At 42.7% G+C, this 22652-nt stretch carries 20 protein-coding genes and 1 pseudogene; 4 read left to right on the forward strand and 17 right to left on the reverse strand.

The annotated features are described in order from the left end of the window. Nucleotides 1-44 precede the first annotated feature (44 nt). The 3 genes from AC58QG_RS03010 to murD form a co-directional block, all read right to left on the reverse strand. Complete coding sequence (locus AC58QG_RS03010) at nt 45-521, reverse strand: glutathione peroxidase (RefSeq protein WP_497360622.1); 477 nt, start codon at nt 519-521, stop codon at nt 45-47. Nucleotides 522-648: 127 nt separating this feature from the next. Continuing rightward, entirely contained in the window at nt 649-987 is a 339-nt protein-coding gene (locus tag AC58QG_RS03015; RefSeq protein WP_497360623.1) for a hypothetical protein, read from the reverse strand. Nucleotides 988-1401: 414 nt separating this feature from the next. After that, on the reverse strand, nt 1402-2733 hold the full coding sequence (murD, locus tag AC58QG_RS03020; protein WP_497360624.1) for a UDP-N-acetylmuramoyl-L-alanine--D-glutamate ligase: 1332 nt from the start codon (nt 2731-2733) through the stop codon (nt 1402-1404). 254 nt (nt 2734-2987) lie between these two features. On the opposite strand from murD, the gene AC58QG_RS03025 reads away from it, so the two are divergent. After that, complete coding sequence (locus AC58QG_RS03025; protein ID WP_497360625.1) at nt 2988-3452, forward strand: hypothetical protein; 465 nt, start codon at nt 2988-2990, stop codon at nt 3450-3452. A gap of 327 nt (nt 3453-3779) precedes the next feature. On the opposite strand, the gene AC58QG_RS03030 is transcribed toward AC58QG_RS03025, so the two are convergent. The 9 genes from AC58QG_RS03030 to AC58QG_RS03070 all read right to left on the reverse strand — a co-directional run bounded on the left by AC58QG_RS03030 (nt 3780) and on the right by AC58QG_RS03070 (nt 13920). Continuing rightward, entirely contained in the window at nt 3780-5774 is a 1995-nt protein-coding gene (locus tag AC58QG_RS03030; protein WP_497360626.1) for a BUD32 family EKC/KEOPS complex subunit, read from the reverse strand. A gap of 212 nt (nt 5775-5986) precedes the next feature. Further along, nucleotides 5987-6751: a protein phosphatase 2C domain-containing protein gene (locus AC58QG_RS03035; protein WP_497360627.1), complete on the reverse strand. Its 765-nt coding sequence runs from the start codon at nt 6749-6751 to the stop codon at nt 5987-5989. 10 nt (nt 6752-6761) lie between these two features. Beyond that, entirely contained in the window at nt 6762-7592 is an 831-nt protein-coding gene (locus AC58QG_RS03040; RefSeq protein ID WP_497360628.1) for a vWA domain-containing protein, read from the reverse strand. 147 nt (nt 7593-7739) lie between these two features. Further along, nucleotides 7740-8093, reverse strand: coding sequence for a DUF3139 domain-containing protein (locus tag AC58QG_RS03045; RefSeq protein ID WP_497360629.1), 354 nt, complete (start codon nt 8091-8093; stop codon nt 7740-7742). A gap of 175 nt (nt 8094-8268) precedes the next feature. Beyond that, a complete protein-coding gene (locus AC58QG_RS03050; RefSeq protein WP_497360630.1) occupies nt 8269-9009 on the reverse strand; it encodes an alpha/beta hydrolase in 741 nt (246 codons plus the stop codon). Between the two features lie 364 nt (nt 9010-9373). After that, nucleotides 9374-11221 (reverse strand): stalk domain-containing protein, encoded by a 1848-nt coding sequence (locus AC58QG_RS03055; protein ID WP_497360631.1) that lies wholly within the window; start codon nt 11219-11221, stop codon nt 9374-9376. Between the two features lie 97 nt (nt 11222-11318). Next, a complete protein-coding gene (locus AC58QG_RS03060) occupies nt 11319-11774 on the reverse strand; it encodes a DinB family protein (protein ID WP_497360632.1) in 456 nt (151 codons plus the stop codon). Between the two features lie 45 nt (nt 11775-11819). Beyond that, nucleotides 11820-12656, reverse strand: a complete 837-nt coding sequence (locus AC58QG_RS03065; protein WP_497360633.1) for a hypothetical protein — start codon at nt 12654-12656, stop codon at nt 11820-11822. A gap of 412 nt (nt 12657-13068) precedes the next feature. Beyond that, nucleotides 13069-13920, reverse strand: coding sequence for an alpha/beta fold hydrolase (locus tag AC58QG_RS03070; RefSeq protein WP_497360634.1), 852 nt, complete (start codon nt 13918-13920; stop codon nt 13069-13071). Nucleotides 13921-14263: 343 nt separating this feature from the next. Here AC58QG_RS03070 and AC58QG_RS03075 point away from each other — a divergent pair. Then, nucleotides 14264-14383: pseudogene (locus tag AC58QG_RS03075) on the forward strand (hypothetical protein); the annotation flags it as partial. Between the two features lie 60 nt (nt 14384-14443). Here AC58QG_RS03075 and AC58QG_RS03080 read toward each other — a convergent pair. From AC58QG_RS03080 to AC58QG_RS03090, 3 genes are all read right to left on the reverse strand, one after another. Then, nucleotides 14444-15928, reverse strand: coding sequence for an S-layer homology domain-containing protein (locus AC58QG_RS03080; RefSeq protein WP_497360635.1), 1485 nt, complete (start codon nt 15926-15928; stop codon nt 14444-14446). Nucleotides 15929-16246: 318 nt separating this feature from the next. Further along, a complete protein-coding gene (locus AC58QG_RS03085; RefSeq protein ID WP_497360636.1) occupies nt 16247-17218 on the reverse strand; it encodes a 2-hydroxyacid dehydrogenase in 972 nt (323 codons plus the stop codon). A 660-nt stretch (nt 17219-17878) separates the two neighbouring features. Next, a complete protein-coding gene (locus tag AC58QG_RS03090; RefSeq protein ID WP_497360637.1) occupies nt 17879-18157 on the reverse strand; it encodes a hypothetical protein in 279 nt (92 codons plus the stop codon). Nucleotides 18158-19041: 884 nt separating this feature from the next. On the opposite strand from AC58QG_RS03090, the gene AC58QG_RS03095 reads away from it, so the two are divergent. Together AC58QG_RS03095 and AC58QG_RS03100 are read left to right on the forward strand one after the other, a co-directional pair. Beyond that, nucleotides 19042-19902, forward strand: coding sequence for an AraC family transcriptional regulator (locus AC58QG_RS03095; RefSeq protein ID WP_497360638.1), 861 nt, complete (start codon nt 19042-19044; stop codon nt 19900-19902). A 352-nt stretch (nt 19903-20254) separates the two neighbouring features. Further along, nucleotides 20255-20416, forward strand: a complete 162-nt coding sequence (locus AC58QG_RS03100) for a hypothetical protein (RefSeq protein WP_497360639.1) — start codon at nt 20255-20257, stop codon at nt 20414-20416. Nucleotides 20417-20838: 422 nt separating this feature from the next. On the opposite strand, the gene AC58QG_RS03105 is transcribed toward AC58QG_RS03100, so the two are convergent. Then, the gene (locus AC58QG_RS03105) at nt 20839-21567 is read right to left on the reverse strand and encodes a GNAT family N-acetyltransferase (protein ID WP_497360640.1); all 729 of its coding nucleotides are present in this window, start codon (nt 21565-21567) and stop codon (nt 20839-20841) included. A 529-nt stretch (nt 21568-22096) separates the two neighbouring features. Next, entirely contained in the window at nt 22097-22615 is a 519-nt protein-coding gene (locus tag AC58QG_RS03110; protein WP_497360641.1) for a hypothetical protein, read from the reverse strand. Nucleotides 22616-22652: the final 37 nt, after the last annotated feature.

A 22652-nucleotide genomic window follows, 5' to 3' on the forward strand; every position in this document is an offset into this window, starting at 1 on the left:
CGTTCTTCTTTAGTTTAGCATTCGAAGCAATTCCACAATTGGATTTACAACAGCGCCACAATGTCCTTCTCTATCTTCTCCGGGGTATTCTTCGGGGCATACCGTTGGATGACTTGCCCTCTCCGGTCGACGAGGAATTTCGTGAAGTTCCACTTCACGCTACTCGTCCCGAAGATTCCCGGCTTAGCGTGTGTAAGATGATCGAATAGCGGGTGAATTCCTCTGCCCCGAACCTCGATTTTGGCATGCAAAGGGAACGTGACGCCGTGATTTAGTTGGCAATATTCCGAGATTGCCGCTTCATCTTTATACTCTTGATTGGCAAACTGGCTACTCGGAAACCCAAGCACGACGAATCCCCTGTCCCTGTACCGATCATATAGCTGCTGCAGCCCGGTATATTGCGGAGTAAAGCCGCATTTGCTCGCAGTATTGACGATGAGCATCACTTGGCCTTTGTAAGCGGACAAATCCTGCTTTTCCCCACGAATTGTCCGTACTTCGATGTCATAGATGGACATGGCGAACGCCTCCTTTAGTAGACCTTATTGACGCTGAGCGTCTGGGAACTTTATCCCTATAGTTCAACAGTGGTTTCGAACTATCCTGCCCAATAGTTGAACAAAGGCTGCCGTTTATACCGGTAGCCTAATTAGGATAGTTCTTCTCCGCATCCATCGCAAATCGCTTAATCCGTTCCATAATTTTGAGCAGACCGGTAGGCCCCTTACCGATAACAAAGGTTTGCTTTTCCGTTATCCCCATAATCGACCAAGTTAGTGTATCCGTCCATCCATCGCACACCATCCCTTGTTCCAGACGCGTATCAACTTCCTGCTCCCACGGGCGGGACAGAATAACCTTTGAAAGGTTTTGGTAGACTCGCTTGGAGGCCATCCAACGGTGTCCGTTTGGAAGGGCGTACGGCAAGTCCTCTCCGTCGCAAGTGTACTCCATCATACCGTCGGGTTGATATCGCAATTTCATGTATCCGTAGGGATAGCCCGCGAAAAACTCCAGTTGAATCCATTCGATACAGCATCACTCCCTCTTAACCAGTAATTCGAGAATCCGTGAGGATCGCAAGGATCGAACTACCCTAACTCAGCTATCCTTTTCATAGTTTCAAAATAACAAGCCCACTAGAAGTAAATCTCCTAGTGGACTTTGTGCTAAGCTCTACTGCCCGTTAGTTTAATGTCACCGCATTTACTATGCCTCCAACATAGTAATCAATTTTTCATTTCCTACCTGCTTTGCGAAATCTATTGGTGACCTAGCCGCATTATTCTTTGTAGTTATATCAGGAGTTTTCTGCAATGATTCATTCCGTTCCACCTTAAGATATCTTAGATGAATATACATTCGGGCAATCAGCTTTTTCTGGTAAACGTGTCTTGTTCAATCCTTTCCCTCCGACCAGCGTAGCGCCTCGATCAGCTCTACAAAATGACGACCGCGCTCTTCAAAGTTACGGTATTGGTCAAACGCAGTGCATGCAGGGCTCAGCAGCACAGTGTCGCCCGGTTCGGCCAGCTTGTGCGCCTGCTCCACTGCCTCTGTCAGGCCTTCGCAACGAACAATAGGCGGGCAACTCGGCACTTTGCGCGCCGCAGCCTCGATTTGACTGGCCGCTTCTCCGATCAACAGCAGCACCTTGACATGATCAGGCAGCAGCCTAGCCATCTCGTCAAACGGTACTTTCTTATCTCGCCCGCCGGCGATTAGCAGCACTCGGCCCACATGTGCATGCAACGTGGCGACGGTACGTGCGGGGCTGGAGCCGATTGAATTGTTGTAATAATGCACGCCACCCACAGTTGCCACCCACTGGTTTCGGTGCTCTACCCCGCCGAAGTTGCGCACCGCCTCCAGGATTGCCTCATCCGACACGCTCCCCCGCACGGCGGTCATAGCAGCCATAACGTTTTCCACGTTATACCACCCCGGCAAACGAATGTCACTGATGGGTAACAGACCGTCGATCACGCCATCGTGGACAGTGTGTCCACCAAAATACTTGGTTCGCCCTCGCCCGTGCAGTGCGGCGGTCGCCGGATTGTCGCCGTTTAGGACAGCAAAGTCATTAGCACTCTGAAAATCCAGTATCCGTCGCTTGGCGGTGATATATTCATTCATGTCGCGGTGCCAGTCGAGGTGATTGGGCGAAAGGTTGGTAATCACTGCCACATGAGGAGAGTGGGTCATGTCCATCAGCTGGAAGCTCGATAGCTCGACCGCGCATACATCCAGCGACGACATCTCGCCCGCGCGCGTCAGCAGTGGCGTACCAATGTTTCCGCCCAGATGTACCGTACGCCCCCCGTTAGCCAACATGTCTGCAATCAACGCCGTGGTGGTAGTTTTACCGTCCGAACCGGTCACTCCGAAAATGGGACAAGGACACAGTGCAAAGAACTCCTCCATCTCACTGGTAACACGACTACCACCAGCGCGGGCAAAGTCCAGCAACGGATGGTCTGGGCGCATGCCTGGAGTGCGGAATACCACGTCACCCACAATGCTATCCAGATAATTCTCCCCTAGATACAACCCGACGCCTAGATCGTCCCACTCCTCCCGGGGCAGGGCCGAATTGCGGTCACGGACACTGACGTTCGCCCCGGCCGAGCACAGCATGCGAATCAGCGGTGAATTACTGACGCCGGCGCCGATGACGGTCACTTCCTTACCGGCAAACGATTGGATATATTTGTCAAAAACAGGATTCATAAGTGCCTCCGCTTAGAAAATGTTATTAAATCAAATATACCATATACTGGGACTATTCTGCCCTTCAGATGTTTAACTATCGTTATCCGTTAGCTCAATTAGTTAGTATTCAATATTAGTTCCATTGCTTTATTAAAAGTAGAAGTCAACCCAAATTGTGTATCCGCCTTTGTTCCAATATACAGATTATGTTCATAAAGTAATATTGGAGTTTATTAAAAAGCGCACTATAAGCTGTGGGAGGAAATTATACTATGACTGTAAATCCAAGATTCCCTGGATGCCCGCTTCCACAAAACATATTATTACGAACAAGACTTCAACAGTTTATTGACCGAGATGTTTTTGTAGTTGCAAGAACGCCTGGTACGAATCACGGCAACGGAACAATCATAAGGGTTGGGGATGATTTTGTTACTATTGACTTTAAAAGAGCTTTAGAGCCAGGTGTGAAAACAATAAAGTTTTCTGAGTTAATCCAGCTTAATGTTGAGGGATTGACGCGCGTACCTCAAAATTTAACACCAATTGAAAAATTAACAGGTCCTCGCTTCCCTTTTGGATATGTATTTGGCGAAGAATTTGAGTTATTTCTGGTGCGCATGGGGAAGGATTATGCTGAGTTAATTGTTAACGATACGTTTGCAAGTTTAATTAATCGAGTGATTATAACTCGCCACTCCATTAGAAGCCTGATATGTGAAGAACACGAAGAGTAGGATTACGTTTATTAGTTGATTAAAGGTCAAAAAGGATTAATCGCTTACAAAAGAAATAAATATAGGAGGCTCTTTTCGAACATATATTGCTCAGATTAAGACATTTTTTATGAAACAAAACCCACCAATTATTGGCGGGTTTTATTGTGCTTTTTAACTATCGTTCTCCGTTAGCTCAATAACTTAATTTAACGAGTGCTAATTAACGGCAACAAGATGACCCTTTTCATATTTATAATGATTATATGATGTCAACCTGATGCACATCTCCTAAACGTCAAGCAAGGCCACCGATTGCTCCCGCTTCAAAAGGCAGCCAAATACTTCTCAATTGAAAAGGAATACTCTCCTTAAGAATCTCAAGAAATTAACGTCCTTAAAAGAATCCATTTGCTTGCTCAGATGGTGAAGCTCCCATTGTTTTCCTGCAAGATGCTTATTTATTTCAGCTATCTCCTTATCGAATTGGTTGAGTTCGTTATTCAGGTTGATTCTGGCAGTATGTTCTTCCCTCTTTAAGAAATCATACTCCAGACTATAGGTTTGTCTTATTTTAGATATCATGTCCTGCGACCTGTTATGATAAGTTTGTTCTAAGTTATTCAATATTGATTTCCTGTCCTTAAATTTTGATTTTATGGCTGTGATTTCACTACGAGGAACGGATTGGGGGGTTTTAGTCCTATACTTGCGTTCTATCTTTTTTTTCCAATCTACCAGAGCTTTCGCTTGGGATGGACTCATTCCTACATGAACCGAGCCCCCGTTTTTTAATATCATATACACCTTTTCAATTTTTTTGCGGCCATAGGACTGGAAGATATTAATGTCCAAAAAATCAGCCGGCGTACGAATTCCGCTCGATCTTAAACGCCGTTTGATTTCGTCGTCTATATCCGGTATTTTTTCTTGGCTAATCCTATGGTTCATTAATTGATCTTCAAGCCAAGTTTTTTGGAAAGAGGCCAGTGCTCCGGTAAGCTCGGTTTTTTCCTCCTGATCTATGATTTGTCTTTCACCCACGATTTCGCTTATATGACTCTGGAGTTCCTTCTGCAATTTTTCCGTTTCATTCTTTTCTCGTTCCGATACTTCCCCTTGCCTTCGTAATATATCGTTTACCTTGTCTTCCTCCATTTGTTGGAAGTTATGCTTTATATCGTTGACTTCCTTCAATTCGCTTATCAGATCGGAAACAACATATTCAAGCTCCTTTATTTTTTCAGGCGTGGTTCTCTTTACTTTAACAATGGGAAGTTTCACATAACACCAGCTTAAAAAGGCCATCTCCACACCTAATCCCAAAGTCGTGCAGGATACTAAAGCTGAAACCGGAGCGTTTCCATACATAACAGTTGCAGCCGATGCTGCGGTAGTTACTACCAATAATGAAATGGTTCTTTCCAACACGAACCTATCTTTTGACAAAGGCTTGCAAGGTAATGCTTCCGTTGTGAGATAATCCAGTACCCACGACGAACCAACAGGATACGATATTTCTGGTTGTGATTGGACAACGGTTGTCCGCATCTTCCTAGAGAGCCAATCAGAGAAGGTTGCTAGATGAGTAATTAATTTCGTTGCAGAGGCGGCTGAGATAGAAGCGGCTAAAGGTTGCTCGGCATCAACCAGTGATTCGGGATCAGGGGGCCGAGGCACCTGCGGCATATCTATTGCCGTAACATCACGAAAGGCGTTTACTAAAAAACGTAACGTTTCATCATCAACAAGTTCCAGAAATTCAAAAGCGCGAGATGCGCCTGGCGAGACAAAGTCTTTCTGACGAAAGAGGAGACATTCTTCACCCTCTCCCGCTCCAAGCGAATTCCATAATGAAGCATCCACAGAAACGGTTGCTATTGAAATCAAAATGACCCACGCTGAAAAGTTATCGATATACAGCCCAAAATGTTCTTCGTTTCTTCCGGGGTGTTGATAATTTCTGTGACCGAGCTCGTTGCTTTTCATGCCGTTTAAGCCTGGTACATACATACCATCATAATCGATTAGAATAATTTCATCATTGTGAATCAATATGTTACCATGCTGCAGATCGCCATGCGCAATATTTGCCATGTGCAGTTCAGTTAGCATTTTTAGCCATTTATTTGCTAGTCCTTTCAATATGTCAACGTTATGCAAATTTCTTTGGATATAATGAAGCAGCGATTCCCCCTCAACCCACTGCATTTTAACGACTGGAAACCAATTGCCGTTTATTTTAATGCCTTCAGAGAGGTACTCAAAAGGGACGATATAAGGGAGATTAACGGAGCTTAAATGCAAGCTGATGGCATCGTAACGGACCTTTTGATCCTTCACGTTATTGGTAAAGCACCTGACCGCCCACTCCGTCTTTCCGCACTTTATTTTGTAAACACTAGCGAAACCTCCCGAAATAGGACGAGGAAGTCCAAACTTATCTAATTCAGGGACTCCAGACTGAAGTACCGGGTCCTTGAAACAAATTTGCGGATTTTGTATCGCTTCCCTATAATCCTGTGGAGTGGGCCATAACATCACCTCACATCCCTTTACAATAGATTTACGCGAATTAATGTAACATCATCATTTTTTAGATAAAAGCCGCCGTCACTGTAAATTAACTTCCTTTCGGACTGAACTAAATTTATGAATTCATGTTCACCGGCTAACCCTTGTATTTTCTTTATTACGCTTGGGTCTTCCTCGTAACGGGTTAATATCCAGCATGCCAGGGCGTCGGTCATTAACAAAAAAGTGTCTCCAGTTTGGGCAGTACCGGTCCATTTATTAATGAACATTTTAAGGTGAATGTTATTGGCTGTGTTACTCGATATAAGAACCGGCCTATTTTGAAAATCATCGATGGAGCTCAAAGGAAAAAAGGCGATAATTTTATCACCCCGAACTTGAAATATACAGCTGTCACCGATCGCTACTGCATCAAACCCCGCGGATGAGGCATCCGTCAAATGAAAAGTGATTCCCGCTAAAGTAGAGAACGCCCCGCTTTTTAGCTTCTCCTCAGCGTACCAAGGAAGGTTTTTGGCATTTAGTTTTCTCTTCCATGCCTTTGACAATTTGGAAACGGATTTATCGATATGTTTACTTTCAAATTTGCCATTGCAATAACCGCTTGCGAGCAAATCAGCCCATATGTCGGCAAACGAAGATTCACTAGCCCCATCGGCTATGGCGAATCTATAATACGCAGTATCCTTACTAACAAAAATGCTGCTATTGAAGGCATCTTCATATTCATCTTTGCGGTTTCCCGCCTTTGGAAATGAAAAACATGTGTATTCTATTTTCACCATAGCCCCCCCCCTACCTAAGATTGGCGGGACGCGTTCCAATGTCAAGCGCCTGGATCACAAGTGTTAGATCGGCATTTAAAACAAATCCCCTTGCTCCATCCGAAAGATTCAATTCATGTTCTTGATTGGCCACCTTGATCATAAATGGTGTCAGCATGCTTGAGCCTTCGTAGAGCATCCTGGAATATTGGTCAGGCAGTCCATCCGAGGTTTCCGGAAAACGCAGTTCAACTGCATTCGGACTGCCCGAGATATGCAAGTTGAACAGCAATACATTTCCATCGTCCGTAGCAAGTAGCCTTATTTGTTCCATTGCAGCAGTCGGATCACCGTCGGTGGATTCTCCGTCGGTAATATGAATGACCACCGGTGGAAAACAATGAACGTATTCACTGATCCATTGACTCAAGATGAGATGGGCTGTATTCAACGCCTGGCACATTGGAGTACCGCCGTTCGCGACAGGATCAAACCAAACAGGAAACTTAACAAGCTGATCTACAAGCCCGCCTGCCCCATCCGGAACTTTCTTCAGACGCTTTTCCAATCTTGACGGATTATCTGCTATTTCACTAATCGGCACTAATTCCTTTCCGGCTAATACACCGCCGAATGCCGGCCCAACGCTGGCGCCATAGCCTATCACACCAACATGATAGTAGTCGCGTATACCTTCCGACTTTGCACACTTTATACTAAGATTTTGTAATAAACGATTTATTGCATCGGAAACACTTCCGGCTTTTGAGCTAGCCCCTAACGGGTCGGACATCGATCCGGACTGGTCAATAATAAACAGAAAACAAGACGGATCTGAACGGTTGATTTCTGCTGAATACATGATTTTTCCTCCTCAAACAATGTACATATTCCCATCATATTCCGACAGGAACGGAGATTTGTACTTTTGAGGAAAAAAAATATTGGATAGTTCTTTAACCCGAGATTAACGGCAAGCGTTTTCAATTAGCTTAACTATCAAATTTGCTTATTCATTAGGAACGTAGTGACTCAAATCAGCTTCGGTAATCCCTTTTTGCTTTCCTTCATCTAAAATTCTGTATCCAAATTGTAGTACGTCATTATGTGCAAAATAAATATATTCAACAAAGGGTTCATCTTTAAAAACAACAACAGCATAAAAAGGTGGTAGTTTAATTCCCCAAACTCCCTTTACAGACTTTATATCCTCCGTTTTGTAACCTTTTTCGTCAATTAGGTAATTCGTTACTCTGGAATCATAAACCATTTTGTTTATTTGAACATATAAAAAAGGAGTAACAATAAGTCCTAATGAAAAAACCAAAACACTTGTAATGATGAATTTTCTAGTTTTACTCATAACTTTGCTCCCCCTTACAGCTACATTTTAACACAATTATCCATTTGATTTAGTAGCCTTAATTTTCGATGTTTTGGTGGGAACTTCACTTCACTAACTGCCCGTTAGTTGAGAAAAGGCAACCGATTACTGGGTCGGCTGCCTTCTTTTGTTGATATTGAACTAACCTTCTGCGTTAGTGTAGCGGTAGCGAGGTCTTATCAAGAAACTCCTTGATCTTCTGCAACATACCAAGTGTGATCTGGTGATTCACTTTCGGATACTCCATCAATTGGATGTAATCTGCTGATTTACCCGCATTTGACATTGCATTAACAAAATATCTCTGGCTATCAATAGGAACCGAAGTGTCATCTTGGCAATGAAGAAGCAATAATGGCTTTTCTAGATTCATGTGAATAATGGAAAGTGGATCGTTTTGTCGTAACGTCTCTTTGTCACTGGCTTCCATTTGATTCAAACCGAGTTTTTCACGATACAGCTCTTCAAATCGAACCCAAGCACAAGACCCATTAATAACAATTGCGGAATGAACCTGTTGATGTTTAGCATATGTTCCTGCAGTAACGAAACCGCCTGTTGAATGACCAATCAATATAATCGGAGTATCGCTATTTTGTAACAGCTCCGTTACGATTTCCTCTGCTTCTTGTACACCTTGAAAAACGACGGGCCAAAAATGAGCTTGTAACGTTATTTCATCAAAATAATTAAGACTTCCACGCTCTCCATGGAAGGGTAGTTCAGGTACAATCACTCTATATCCCCAGTTTGATATCAATGATGCAAAGAACTTGTAGCTTTCAATTGTAGATCCCCATCCGTGATATAATACAACTTGGCCTACCGGTTCCGATGTAGGCTGTAGTACGATGCTTGGCACTCCACAAATGTTGCGATTTTCAAAGTGTTCCATCTTGTTGTCCCCTGTGATTAGTTTATATTCTCCCTTATTTTACCACAGCTCATTGGTATACTCACTTGACTTTCTATAATTTCCTCGAAATAACTTCCATCTACATTGTGCTTATAAATTCTTGAACGTGCTCGTCCTCCTCCTCCACCGCATTCAATATTAATTTTTTCACCATTTTCATATGTCTTTTTATTGAGCAAATCTGCCCGTTAATTTAAATAAACAAAAAGGAGCCCTGCCGCGAAGCATGCTCCTCAACTAAAGTTCCTTGGTAGTTCATTGGATTACCATCAGTATTTAGAACCAACAATATCGTCAAACCGAGCAGTGAAAGGAGGGATATAAGTGATTGATGTAGGTGGTGTTAGAACGTAAGATTGAGATTGATCTGTGTTAATTTGTTTTGGTATAACACATTGTTCTCATATCTATCTCTCAGAGTAATAGGACTCAAAATATAGTGAGCGTTCGCCCCAACTCCCCATAAAGTTCCGTCCAGCATGAGAATTAGGGATTGCCGTCTGCCAGCTTCCACTAACTTGACTGATGGTAGGTTAGGCACCTTTGTAGGTTGTGCTATGCTATCCCCGAACACCATGCTTCCGAGTTGTCCATACTCGTTATCACCCCACGAAAACAGATTGCCGTCTCGATCCACTGCTTGAGCATGGTCATGACCCGCATCAACCTGAATTATATTCGTAAGACCTTCGACACGTTTCGGTTCAGGATTGTCGGCGTTTCCGAAACCGAAGATGCTCTTAACACCCCATGTCCATACGGTGCCGTCATTTTGGAGAGCCACTGCAAAATTATTGTAGTTTGAAACAGCAATGATATCGTGCAAGGTACTCAATTGCTTTAGTTCAGATTTTGTTGGTTGTGTTTGCCAAACAGTACCGTCATTCTTGAGTACTACTGTAAATTCAAAGCCTGGGCTAACAGATCGGACATTTGCCCAAGGCGTCTGATAAGGTTTCTTATAGATGATCTCGCTCATCTTGTACGTTTGCCCCAGCTTACCGTTGTAGTTCGATCCCCATGCGAATACGCGACCGTCGCCATCAACCGCAAAAATACCGGAATGCTTTATTTCTACAGAAACAATATCTTGGAGTCCCTCTACTTGTCTAGGGAGGACGGTTGTTTCATATTTTTGTTCTCCATTGCCCCATAGACTCGCGTTGTTGAAGCCCCAGACCCAAACTGTACCGTCCTTCTTTAAAGCAATACCAGCATCGCTATCCACTTGGGCGTCCACGACATCCTGAAGAATACGGGTCGGCTTCTCGTAAAACTGCCCCCACGTCCATAAATCCCCTTCGGTTGTTACGATCACAACATTGGTACTGATGATGTTCATTTTATGTATTGAGGCGGGGGGAGTAGTTGCTTGCTTTGCCCAGAGACCCTTGTTTTTCTGTATTGCATCGGCCTGTAACGGGTCGAGTTTGCTAGCTAACCCATCTTTTTGAAGATCCAGACTTTTCACTGCATATCCCTCTTCTACAAGCTTTGCATTTAAAAGGGTGTCATCTTTCAAGTACACATTTACATGTAGGTGCTTGTTCCGATCGCGTTCACCCAGAATTTCAATCGACACCTCCGCACCATTCGAAAGCAGCGACCTTAGATATCCCGTTACCTCTTGACCGTTATGAATAGGGGAAATGCCCGCAAAGCGCACGGTATCTTCGGTTCCTTTTTCGGCTCCGTCGGTGTAGCGGATTGTAAGATACATCCCGTCTAAAACTTGCTTGACTTGGATATTACGCTTCACGGAATATTCGATGGATACGGTACGACTAGCCTCATTCCATTCAACCTTCGCTCCCATTGCTTCCGCAATAAAGCGAACCGGCAACAAGGTAGACCCCTCGACAATGCGCCCTTGCGTTTCCAGTCTAAGTTCGGCATTGTTCTTATAAGCGACCTTTTCTCCGATTGCATAAATGAGTTTGATATCACCAAGTTGAGCCACTACAGTCTGAGTCTCTGGGCTCCATTGGATTAATGCCCCCATTCCCTCCAAAATGCTTCGCATGGGTACCAAAATGCTACCGTTGTCCTCAATTGGTGGGGTTTCAAAGCTAAGGGTCTTTCCGTTTAATAAGACTGATATGGGGCGTGGTATTTCGGAAGCCTGTGATTTTGAGATTGGAGATCCTCCGATCAGAAGAATCAAAACGAAAATGAAGATTCGAGTTTTCATAGTAGCGCTCCTAAGATATTTTGGGTAAAAATGTATTATAGTTCTCCGTTAGTTCAATGCCAATCCCATTCCGAGTAATGGTGATTATTAGTCCCTGTTAGAGCCTCGCGAACGTGATGTAATCGACTTGGACAGGCTCTGCCGATTCGATCCGGAGTGCCCGGTTGATCTGTCCCCGGTGATATTGCCCATGTAAGAGGACCTGCAACAGGATGTCCCGAACGGACGTTCGGAACGGAACGCCGCTCTGGTTCGCATAGTCGATCATCTCGTCCAACTCGGATTCCTCGAGCCCTTTGATATAGACGCGATATTGCTCGGCGTTTTCTTCGAACATTGTCCGGATCGCAATCAGGTCTTCCGCTTCTTCCCACAACGAATATTGTTCGCTGCCCTTGCCCTGCAATCGGGACAGCCAGACTCGTTCCGCGACCGCGACGTGCCGAACCAGCTTCAGAAGGTCCTTGTTCTTTGTCTCACTCTCCTCGAGAGCGTACAAGATGCGTCCATCCGCCCAGTACAGGTGGTCCATCATGCACTTGATCGTCTTCATTTCGGTTTCCCCCTCTTCGTCTCATCGCTTACTTAACCTACTTATTCAATGATGCTGGCGAGCCATTTGCATTTCCAAGACGCGGCTTCTGGTGTCGGCAGGTCTGTAGTGTTTTAAGAACCCGTTGTCATAAGTGAAAAATGCATAAGCATCGTTATTGCCGATTTCAATGAAATGCTTCCCCTCCTCCACAAAGAGGGATGAGTAAGAAGGTTCTTCGTTAGGCGTATCAGGGAATAGGCTACTATCCCATTGAAGAACTGTCGTTTCGAAACGATCATATTCTGCGACCCAACGATCGATCTCCAGAGCAGGCGGCACCCAATCCGTCTGGTTTCCGACCCATTCAGGGACACCATCACTGTCGAGATCCATCGGAATGACGGGATGTCCTTGAAAATCTACTATGTTCCATGAATCGGTATTGTGGTGATAAATTAGTAACACATTTTTTGCACCTATCGTGCCAATAGGGATTTCAATAGCCGCGCCAGATACATCCCCGTTTAAGAAATTCAATGGATCGATCGAAGATTGTTTTTCATTAAAACCGGACAAGTCACCCAACTTCCATTCAGTATTTCTCCCCTTGAGAAACACAGTATATCTTGGGGTGATATCACCACCAGTTTTATAAATTTGAACTTCCGCCTCAGAGTGAGATAGAGTTAAGCTTTTGAAAAGCTTTGCCTCAGAAGGAGGTGTACCTAACTCTAATGGTTGTTCCCAACTTTTGCCGAATGGAATAATTGTAACCTCAGGAAACAAGTCAGGTCTATAGACCAATTGATGGTCACTATGTCGAGAGTTTGCTGTTGGCATACTGTTTTGATGAACCTGATCGTTATTACAAGCGAGAATGCCAAGCAATAACGGTATCAATATGGCGGTAAGCCGGATTATGTTCTTTAATATATAAATCTCTCACTTTCCTCTTTGTCTTTCTCATTAAATAATATCCTTTAATTACAAAAAAAGGATGGACTAAAAGGACCATCTTATTCAACTAATCTGCCCGTTAGCGGAGCGGTTAAGTTTCTTTTGTTGGCAAGTGAAAAACTTCTTGAGTGATCCGTTCCGAAAATTGATCTTTTATTTTGTAGGTGAATTTGTCTCGCAAGACTACAATGTTGGGAGATTTGTGCATTTTTTGATGACACAAATCCTCCTACATAAAAATAAAAATGCCTGATTCCTCAGGCATAGTGTCATATAGCACTATTTTTCATGTAATTATTAAAATAAGTAATCAATCCTAATTGCGCTTGCTACTTGTAGTACAAATTATTCTTCATTAAGCTCTGTTTAAAAACAAATTAACATGTTCGGCAAATAAATCTGCATATTGGAACAAGAACCCATGACCTGAATCCGGATAAATAATCAATTGCGCATTCGGTATGCGTTGGGAAACAATATAAGAATTGATAGTCGGAATCATAATGTCATTATTTCCATTAGATACAAGGACGGGCTGCTTGATCTCCCCGAGTCTGTCAAAAGTCGAATCCTTCCCCCACGCCACAACCGATTTTATCTGCGCTTGAACCGACTCAGCCCTAACTAGTGGCGCACGGTCGTCTTCTCTTCTATTAGCAAGCCGGTCTAGGTACTGTAATCCTGACGCTCTGCTTGTTTCTGTCGGTTCGAAGAACAAGTAAAGGAAATCTTCCGGCTCGTTCACCGGCTTAAAAGCAACTTTGAACACTTCAGGCTTACCAGATTGCGTACCTTCCCCGGTCCCGCCCCCTGTTCCTGCCAAGATTAAACGACGGATCAAATCAGGGCGAGCCAATGTCACTATTTGCGCAATGTAACCCCCCATAGAGAAGCCGATGAGATCCACTTGTTTAAGACCAAGCGCTTCAATAAAAGTAATTGCATATTCCCCTGTTTCAAAGAATGATTCTGCAACTTCTCCCGATGTCAATCCGATACCTGCACTATCAAACAGGATGATCGTACGTTCCTCCGCCAAAGCATTGACGAAGGCAGGATCCCAGTCATCCATCGTACCTCTAAAACGTTGGCAGAACACTAGCGGCACTTCAGATGGTTTGCCGAATGTCCGGTATGCGAATCGAATTCCTTTAGCATCAATATATGATGTTTCGACTGTTTCTGCTGTTACTTCAATTGCATTCATGGTATCTTCTCCCTTAGATATTATTTGAATAAACGTTCCTAAATAGTCCAGACGGTTACACGATTTCATGTGTAATGTCTTTATTTAAGATCGATCAGTCAACTATTTTATTTGTACATACAATGAATCACCAATTAATTACTGTGCGACAAAACACAATATGCAAGCCCTGGCAATGCTCCGACGTCGTGATGACAGGCCTCGGGCTCGTCTCGTTAAATCAAGTTTAGAGCCGGTTTTCACTATCGAGATGATTTCGTCAGGGATTCGACATCACCTGCCACGTTTTTGTTATTTTACCCGTGATGTTCCATTTAATTCGGAAATCGAAAACGCGCGGGCGTCGGAAAAGCTTCCGGCGAACTTGCTGCAAGCGCATCGTGATTACTTCGGCGCGCATACGTTTAAGCGCGTTGACCGCGAAGGCACTTTCCACATCCAGTGGATGGATAGTGACAAGTAAAAATGAAAGGTTGCCCTTTGCCATATACGGCAAAGGGCAACCTTTTTTTGTAAGATTTGATTACTTCATCGGTTGAATTGGATTGCTAATCAAGATTTCTTCCACTTCTTGGTAGCCATCAGGATAGGCAAAGTTATAGCGTGCCGGAAGTGCGAACACGTATTTGTCATTGCGCGTCAGTTCGCTTGGGCCGATAGGCGCTGCGCCGATGTGGAATTTATCTTGCTGAAGCTCGTTCCATTGGTCAACAGTAAAGACGAGAATAGGGATGTCCTGTCTAGGCTGTTCAGCGGTCCATTCAGGATGGCGGATGCTGAGTTTCGCACCGCTTTCTACGACCTTTTCGCCTTGCGCATCTCCTACAGAAAGACCCTCCCATTTGTCCGTTACGATCGTGTACCTTTTCCAACTGTCCGGCAGCGTGAAACGGAAGCCATATTGGGTATTCTCATAGACGGTTTGGCCTACTTGACCCGTTTGTTCGCCGACGGGGATCATCGGTTGAATCGGATTGCTCTTCAAGATGCCTTCCACTTCTTGGTAGCCATCAGGGTAGGCAAAGTTATAGCGCGCCGGAAGTGCGAACACGTATTTGTCATTGCGCGTCAGTTCGCTTGGGCCGATAGGCGCTGCGCCGATGTGGAATTTATCCTGCTGAAGCTCATTCCATTGGTCGATAGTAAAGACGAGAATAGGGATATCCTGTTTAGGCTGTTCAGCGGTCCATTCGGGATGGCGGATGCTGAGTTTCGCACCGCTTTCTACACCCTTATCGCCTTGCGCATCGCCTACGGAAAGACCCTCCCATTTGTCCGTTACGATCGTGTACCCTTTCCAACTGTCCGGCAGCGTGAAACGGAAGCCATATTGGGTATTCTCATAGACGGTTTGATGCGGAGTAGGGTGGACGAATTTAAGCGTGTTAAAAATCATCTCAGCGGCTTGCGCGCGTGTAATCTCCGCTTTCGGATGGAATTTGCCGTCTGCGTCGAGCGTTGCAATTCCATTGTAAATAGCGGCTTGGACCGGACCGAGATCGTCAAGGGCAATTTCGTCCTTGTCTTTGATCTCAATTGCCGGGAGCTTCATCATGTGCAAAATGTTATGACCATCAAGCGCAATGAGCAATTCTTTGGTGAAAGTCTCCTTCGTCCATTTCTGATCCGGATCGAGATCGTTTGGAAGCTTCAGGCCGTTATTCGCCGCAATAATGAAACTTTGCGAGTACCATGCGTCATTTTTTGCTTTTGCAAAATAGTCGGTAGCCTGCGGCGCTTTTACAAATCGGATTGCATCTAAGTTCAAACCAAGCGCCTTGACAATCAATTGAATGCCTTGTGCAGCTGAAAGAGTAGCATTGGGCTGAAACAGGTCATTGCTGACACCCGATACAAGGCCCTGTGATTGTAGAGAAATAATTTTATCTTTGGCCGCAACCTGGTCCAGATCGGTGAAAGCTGCAGTTGCAGCAAGGCTTTGCCCAGCTAAAGTAAGAGACAATACGGCAGCAGCGGATAAGCTAAAAAGTTTTTTACGGGATTTCACTGTATATCACCTCGTTGAGTTTTCGCTTACAGTACCTCAAACGTATGATTGGTTGAAATTGTTGCAAAAAAAATGAACTACCCGTTTGCAGTAATTTTTGGGAATTGTTGTGCTAAACTGCCCTTTAGTCTAATAGCCACAATATAAAATAGACCAACTGCGGTAGCAGCTGGTCTGATGTCATTTCAGCTATTGATCACTATAGGACTGACTTTCTTTCGTTATTTGTGTTAATCAAACCAAGCACAGCTTCCCCCCAGAACCTGAACCTAAAACTTAAAAAAACCGGTATACGTCATCCACATACCGGCTTCTCCACTATCTCTTCAACTCCGCGACAAGGCTTGGAGGAATTTCCCCCTGCAAGCCCTTCACCAAATTTTTCGCAGCAAGCATAGCCATATCGAAACGCGTCTGAGGAGTAGCCGATCCGATATGCGGCAGGGTTACGACGTTAGGCATATGCAATAGCTTGTTATCCGGATCTACTGGTTCTTGCTGGAAAACATCAAGACCTGCTCCGCGGATGCTTCCTTTTTCCAAAGCTTCAATTAGTGCTTCTTCATCCACAGTTTGCCCACGGGACGCATTGATAAAGATGGCTGTCTTCTTCATAAGAGCCAGTTCTTCACGGCCGATGAATTGAGTTGTTTCAGTTGTTAATGGTGTCATGACCACTACAAAATCAGACTCTTGCAGCAGCTCCTGCAAGGAGCGGTGGACAACGCCAAGCTTCTGCTCGGCTTCCGTTTTTCTGCTTCGATTGTAGTACACGACATCCATATTGAATCCGAACTTCGCCCGTCTGGCAATCGCTTCCCCAATACGCCCCATACCAATTATCCCAAGTTTAGAATGATGAACGTCTATACCGAAAATGTGCTCTTCGCTTCCTTTTTTCCATTTGCCAGCCTTCACGTAAGCATCGAGCTCCGGAATTCTTCTCGCTGTGGCCAAGATAAGTCCGAAGACCGTATCCGCCACCGTTTCATCCAATACACCCGGAGTATGAGTCCCCATTACGTCCTTGGCCTTCATTGCCTCTATATCGAAATTATTGTAACCAACCGAGACATTACTAACAATTTTGAGCTTCGGTGCATGTTCCAACAGTTCCTGATCAATGCTTCCGCCGGATATTAGTAGTCCATCCGCATCGGACAGCTCCTCTAAAAGCTGTTGACGAGGAATTTCCTCTACCCTGTCCCACATCCGATAATCGCAGTGCTGAGCAATGTACGCTTCCACTTCACTTGGAACTTGCTTTGCAAGAAATACTTTTGGCCGCATCTCCAAAACTCCCTTCCAGTCTATGCATGCATCATACCAAAAAATCAATATTCATAGAAGTTCTTTTTGCCGATCATAAACGGTGTACCATCTCCTAGTAGAAGGTCAGCCAGCCGCAGCCTAGGTTTTGTAGCAAAGTCTCATAATTGAATTTTTAAAATATTTGCCTCTTCCAGGTTCTACTGCCCGTTAACTTGAATGAACAAAAAGAGAGCTGCCGCGCGGCAAGCTCCCTCACTATCGTTTTCCGTTAGTTTAGTTCTTACCAGAGAGAATGATAAAGTTAATCCAAGTTATTATCGGGATAGAAATTACTAATACATAACGATTATAAAAATCAATTCCAAACAATTTTGATTCCTCGTTTAAGTTGTACAGGAACCAATATGCTAAACCCAATATTATTGTGTTGATAACAAAAGCTGATAACATTCCTAACCATTTGCTTTTCCTGTTCCTCATTATAAAGATAGATAAAACCGTTGAAACGATGAAAGAAATTGCTATGATAATGAAGTTCAACCCTGCACCACCTTTTGATTTAAAGAGATTAAACTAACCTGCCCGTTAGCTTAACAAACACAAGGAGCAGCTGCCGCGACAGAACTGCTCCCTGCTTGTTCTACTATAGTTTTCCGTTAATTTAACGCGGGGGAGGGGCTACTCCCCCGATGCAATAGCAGTAATAATTCGAATAACTTGGTATATCATAAATGAGGCAAATACAAGGACAGAGATAGTAGCAGATATTCTCTGAGGGTTTTGATACCACTTTGGAAAATGGTTGAGCCTTTTGGGAACTTGGAAACCCGAAACAATATCGACATGTTTGATTACATTGTTAAAGGGAGCCCTATCTTCAAGGGAATTCGCTTCGGTTTTATTCACACTAAGGTGAAGCGTCTCGTCATCAAATGGATTATAGGAAGTATTTTTCATTTTAGACCTCCTCAAATTTCGCTATCCATATTATAACATTTTTTACAAGTGACAGTAAGGAACTAATAAACGAATCTGCCCGTTAGCTCAACAGGCTACCGCAGATTTTAATCTCGGTAGCCTGTTTTGGTTTATTGAAGCTATCGTTCACCGCTTGCTTAAACATCGATTAACTGTAAATGAACAAATCAAAATCCACGTCCGCATTTATTGAATATGCAAAGCTCTTTTTTATCCCCCAATACCGATCGCTCATTAATCTCATCTAATTTTTATTCCACTAAACTCCCTTTTTATTGAACAAATCTGCCCGTTAGCTTAGTCAAGGTTCGCGAGATTGTTCATGTATTTTAGGAAAAAAGAAACCGATACAATAATTGCGAAAATAACTCTTATAAGCTTTGCTTTGTTTGATTTTCTTTTAAGAAATACAAGTGCAGAAAGAAAATATATAAATACGCCCAATAAGGAAACTGTAATTGTTACAAAAGGAACTCCCCAGAGAACCAAAATTACTTCCCCCTTTATTTTTAGGCTATGTTAAATTTAAGTGTTGATTTTCCTTTTATTGATTGCTCTTAAATGGGTCTGTTTCAACCTCGCCATTGAGATTCAAATATAGTTTTCCTGTCCTATCATCAAAACTCCAAAATAAAGTATTTTAATTTGAAATAGGTTTAAATTTTGAAAAGAATTGATTTCAAGTTTAACTTTGAATCCCTCCGATTCGATTCTTCTAATTATATTTTTCGTAAGTGATAGGTAATTTTACGGTTTCAACTTTATCAATTGAGTGAAATAATACTGCGAATTGTTGTCAATTTTCGTCTGCAAGGTTTCAATTTTCTTTATTCCCTATAATTAATCTTGAAAGGATGGTCTGTATGGATTGGCTTGATCGCATGAACAGCGCAATGGAGTATGTAGAAACACACCTGTCTGAAGCAATTCATTACGACCAAGTGGCTCGAATTGCCTTTTGCTCAACTTACCATTTTCAGCGGATGTTTTCGTTCATAGCCAGTGTGCCTCTTTCTGAGTATATTAGGCGCAGACGGCTGACTCTTGCCGCATTTGAACTGCAACAAAGCGATGTAAAGGTCATCGATCTCGCTTTGAAGTATGGTTACGAATCGCCAGAGGCATTTTCTAGAGCATTCAGAAAAATGCACGGTGCGATGCCAAAGTCCGCGCGCGACAAAGGCGTGGCACTAAAGGCCTATCCTCGGTTATCCTTTCATATTTCGATTCGAGGAGATGTGGAGATGAATTACAAAATCGAGGAAAAACAAGCTTTTGAAATGTTTGGTGTATCGACTGTAGTCAGTATCGATGGGTTTATTGAAATACCCGCTTTTTGGACTAAGTGTGTTTCCGATGGGACCGTTGATCGAATTCGTACTGAAGCGGGCTTGGGTGAAAATGGTCAGATTCATGGGGTGAAATATAACAAAGGCAAGAATTATTCCTACATGATCGGTTATTTTTTACCTCAGAGTGGCCTGCAGGGAGGGTTTGAAAAGCTTCATATCTCACCTCAAACCTACGCAATTTTCTCAACCGGCATCAACCCAGACGGCCAGAGTGGTATTCTTGAATTGTGGAAGCGTATTTGGGGGGAATGGTTTCCAACCTGTAATTACGAACTCGTAAATGCCCCCGAGTTTGAAATGGTTTACGATAGGGGAAACAACATGTATGAAACGGAAATTTGGATTCCTATCGTTAAGAAACTTGGAGCTTAGAACACTGAGAGCAACACGAGTGCATACCACCCGTGTTGCTTTCCTCATTCGCTTTGAACTATTCTCCCGTTACTTGAATGAAAACCAAAAAGAAGTCGCTTCAAAGTAGCAGCTCCTCTTCCACTAATGTTTCTCGTTAGTTTAATCCTTTTTCCGAAGTCGCAAAATAAACTATTTATATAATATCTTAATGTTATCCAATTCACATTTTTGTTGTGAACTTACAACAATTAATCCTGTCATCATTTTGTACAAGGTAGTAACTTCTTAGGATGTTTATAGCCCGTACAAACATATTTAAACCAACTTGAATAAACTGGCTTATGACATTTGATATAAGGAGGAGATCACCGTGCATGTTCATATCTCCCATTTCTTGATTCAAATTGCGGTGCTCATCATATTTGTTATTTCTGCTTATAGAGCCATAAGTTCAGTGAGTACTTGGAAATTATTAGATTTCTTTTTCAATGCTTCAGTAGCGATTGTAGCTTTTGCGTATTTATTTAATTAACGGGGGTATTTCGTTAATCATGTATTTCAGTATTCAAACGCGCCAGTTAGCTTTGCCATAATTTGGCGTCACACTTATTGGAAGCATCCTGCCCGTTACTTTAACGAGGCTGCCTATTTTTGCCGGCAGCCTCTTCTTGATTTCTTATTGAACAATTGTTCCACTTTCCGTTAGCGGAACGGAACTAAGCTGAATTAGGTGTTACGTGTTTTAACACCCTACTTGAAATTAATCGGAATATTATTTATTCTCCATCCCACCCCTAGAACATAGATATAATCAAGAATTACTTCGGCAGGCGGATAATCACTCTTCACAACAAGTGGAACTGTAAATTAATAAGCTATTGTGCCATTTCCCTCATTTATAAACTAGAATAACTAACCACTTAAATTAATTACCGACTAAAACCAATCCAAGAATTACTCAAGAATCCTTATAGCCAAAGTACAAGCTAATTGCTCAAATCCCAGCGATTTAGCAATTGCTACTGACGAACTATTGGACATTAAAGTTTGATAATGCATCGTGAAACCATCTTCTAACCCTTTCCTAGTTAAAGCACTTACAACTGCTTTGGCGTGTCCTTTACCTCGATAATCTGGGTGACTTAAAATACATACGCTAAGAAAACCAGATTCCTCTACTCTCCAAGAACCTGCTGCTACAATTCTTTCATCAGATATCCTTGCTAGTATTGGTTGTCTATTGATTTCTATGGAGCTATGCTCCCACTCTGTTTCAGAGCAAGATTTACGTAAATCATTAAGTAGAGATAGTTGATTTGAAGTTACAAGTTCTACGACTTCAAGGGAAGATGCTTCAAGAAATGAAGCCCTATCCATGTATCCCTGAAATGCAGGACCAATAACCTTGTATTTACCTATATCAATTGACTTTACAAGAAAATTCGCATCAAAAGTTTCCATAGGATGTCTACCACTGATGGCCCTTTTTATATATGAGGTATACTTAGTGGGAGACGATATAATGCTTGTCGTTCCATTAAAAAAGCAATAAATACCATTATATCCTTTCAAAGTCTTGGAGTGTTCACGAACTATGACGTTCGGAATAGTCATTGATGAAATATCACAATCAAATCGCTCTGCCCAATCCTTATTTACTTTAAATCTGGTTTCTTCATCCAACTAACACACCCCCATCTGCTATTTACCCCACACTTCTTCCTTCCTTTCAACCTATACTTTAACGTAAGGAAACGTTCCCCTACTTGGAAAAAAGCCCCTTTTATTTAAAACAGGATTCTTGCCTTTAAATTAAAGTACAGATAGGTACCGATCAGCCGAAATAATCAAATGAAGTTAACCAATCCAAAAGCAAATTTTTTATCACTTCTTGATTTCACAAGAACCTCCAATTTTTTAGAAAAGATTATTTCAGAGAAGTCCTTTCAATAATTGAAATTCTTCCAAAACGTTTCAAATCCCCTCTTCCACCAACCCCCCTTGGTTGAACAACGAAAAAGATGGTCGCGGCCGCAAGCCCATCTTGTGGTAAGCACCCGTTAGTTGAGAAAAGGCAACCGCTCCAATAGGGTCGGCTGCCTCTTGTTGTTATTGAACTCTCTTTCACCGTTAGCATAACAAAATAGCACGATTTAGGATTGTCATGATTGTCAGTCTTATAATTAAGCAGAAGTTGAAAAATAAACTGTAATTATATCGGTAATTGGTTAGATAATTGATACCAACCCTTTGTCCCAATGGAATGTAAAAGTAGTTTTTTTACGGAATCATCAAATTTATCATAGTTATATTCCGACCGCATCTTAATCTCTTTAAAATAAGTTTTGGTTTCGGAGCCCCTTACATAGACAATATCTTTATATTCAGATACATCATTTTTCACGTATTCAAGTTGTAAATAATACACTTCAGTAACATCATTAATCGGAAGTTCTACAGCTTCTCGCATTTTTAGCTTTGAATCGTATTCCATAATTTCATTACGTTCGGAAATCACCGTCACTAGCATTGGTTGCGACTTTACAGAATGTTTAGAGGAGTATAGAGAAACGTTGATGGTTTTTAAACTAGATTTTTCATTAACATCTTTTCCTGTAATTTCACTTGTAGCGGTTTGGTTCTGAGTCACCGTTACCCCTGGATTAATGGTTGAAGACGAACAACCAAATATAAAGAACAGTGTCGTAATGATAAACAACAGATTTTTCACTGGAACACTCCTATCCTAACACCCCATTAGTAATTAT

Source organism: Paenibacillus sp. J22P169 (genome assembly GCF_059691995.1).

Bases quoted from the DNA above. Each gene is read 5' to 3' on its own strand.
- AC58QG_RS03060 (WP_497360632.1), bottom strand. From the start codon at position 11,774: ATGAAGACGATCAAGTGCATGATGGACCACCTGTACTGGGCGGATGGA.
- AC58QG_RS03015 (WP_497360623.1), bottom strand. From the start codon at position 987: ATGAAATTGCGATATCAACCCGACGGTATGATGGAGTACACTTGCGAC.
- AC58QG_RS03025 (WP_497360625.1), top strand. From the start codon at position 2,988: ATGACTGTAAATCCAAGATTCCCTGGATGCCCGCTTCCACAAAACATA.
- AC58QG_RS03045 (WP_497360629.1), bottom strand. From the start codon at position 8,093: ATGAGTAAAACTAGAAAATTCATCATTACAAGTGTTTTGGTTTTTTCA.
- AC58QG_RS03090 (WP_497360637.1), bottom strand. From the start codon at position 18,157: ATGAAAAATACTTCCTATAATCCATTTGATGACGAGACGCTTCACCTT.
- murD (WP_497360624.1), bottom strand. From the start codon at position 2,733: ATGAATCCTGTTTTTGACAAATATATCCAATCGTTTGCCGGTAAGGAA.
- AC58QG_RS03040 (WP_497360628.1), bottom strand. From the start codon at position 7,592: ATGTATTCAGCAGAAATCAACCGTTCAGATCCGTCTTGTTTTCTGTTT.
- AC58QG_RS03010 (WP_497360622.1), bottom strand. From the start codon at position 521: ATGTCCATCTATGACATCGAAGTACGGACAATTCGTGGGGAAAAGCAG.
- AC58QG_RS03050 (WP_497360630.1), bottom strand. From the start codon at position 9,009: ATGGAACACTTTGAAAATCGCAACATTTGTGGAGTGCCAAGCATCGTA.
- AC58QG_RS03095 (WP_497360638.1), top strand. From the start codon at position 19,042: ATGGATTGGCTTGATCGCATGAACAGCGCAATGGAGTATGTAGAAACA.
- AC58QG_RS03085 (WP_497360636.1), bottom strand. From the start codon at position 17,218: ATGCGGCCAAAAGTATTTCTTGCAAAGCAAGTTCCAAGTGAAGTGGAA.
- AC58QG_RS03070 (WP_497360634.1), bottom strand. From the start codon at position 13,920: ATGAATGCAATTGAAGTAACAGCAGAAACAGTCGAAACATCATATATT.
- AC58QG_RS03055 (WP_497360631.1), bottom strand. From the start codon at position 11,221: ATGAAAACTCGAATCTTCATTTTCGTTTTGATTCTTCTGATCGGAGGA.
- AC58QG_RS03035 (WP_497360627.1), bottom strand. From the start codon at position 6,751: ATGGTGAAAATAGAATACACATGTTTTTCATTTCCAAAGGCGGGAAAC.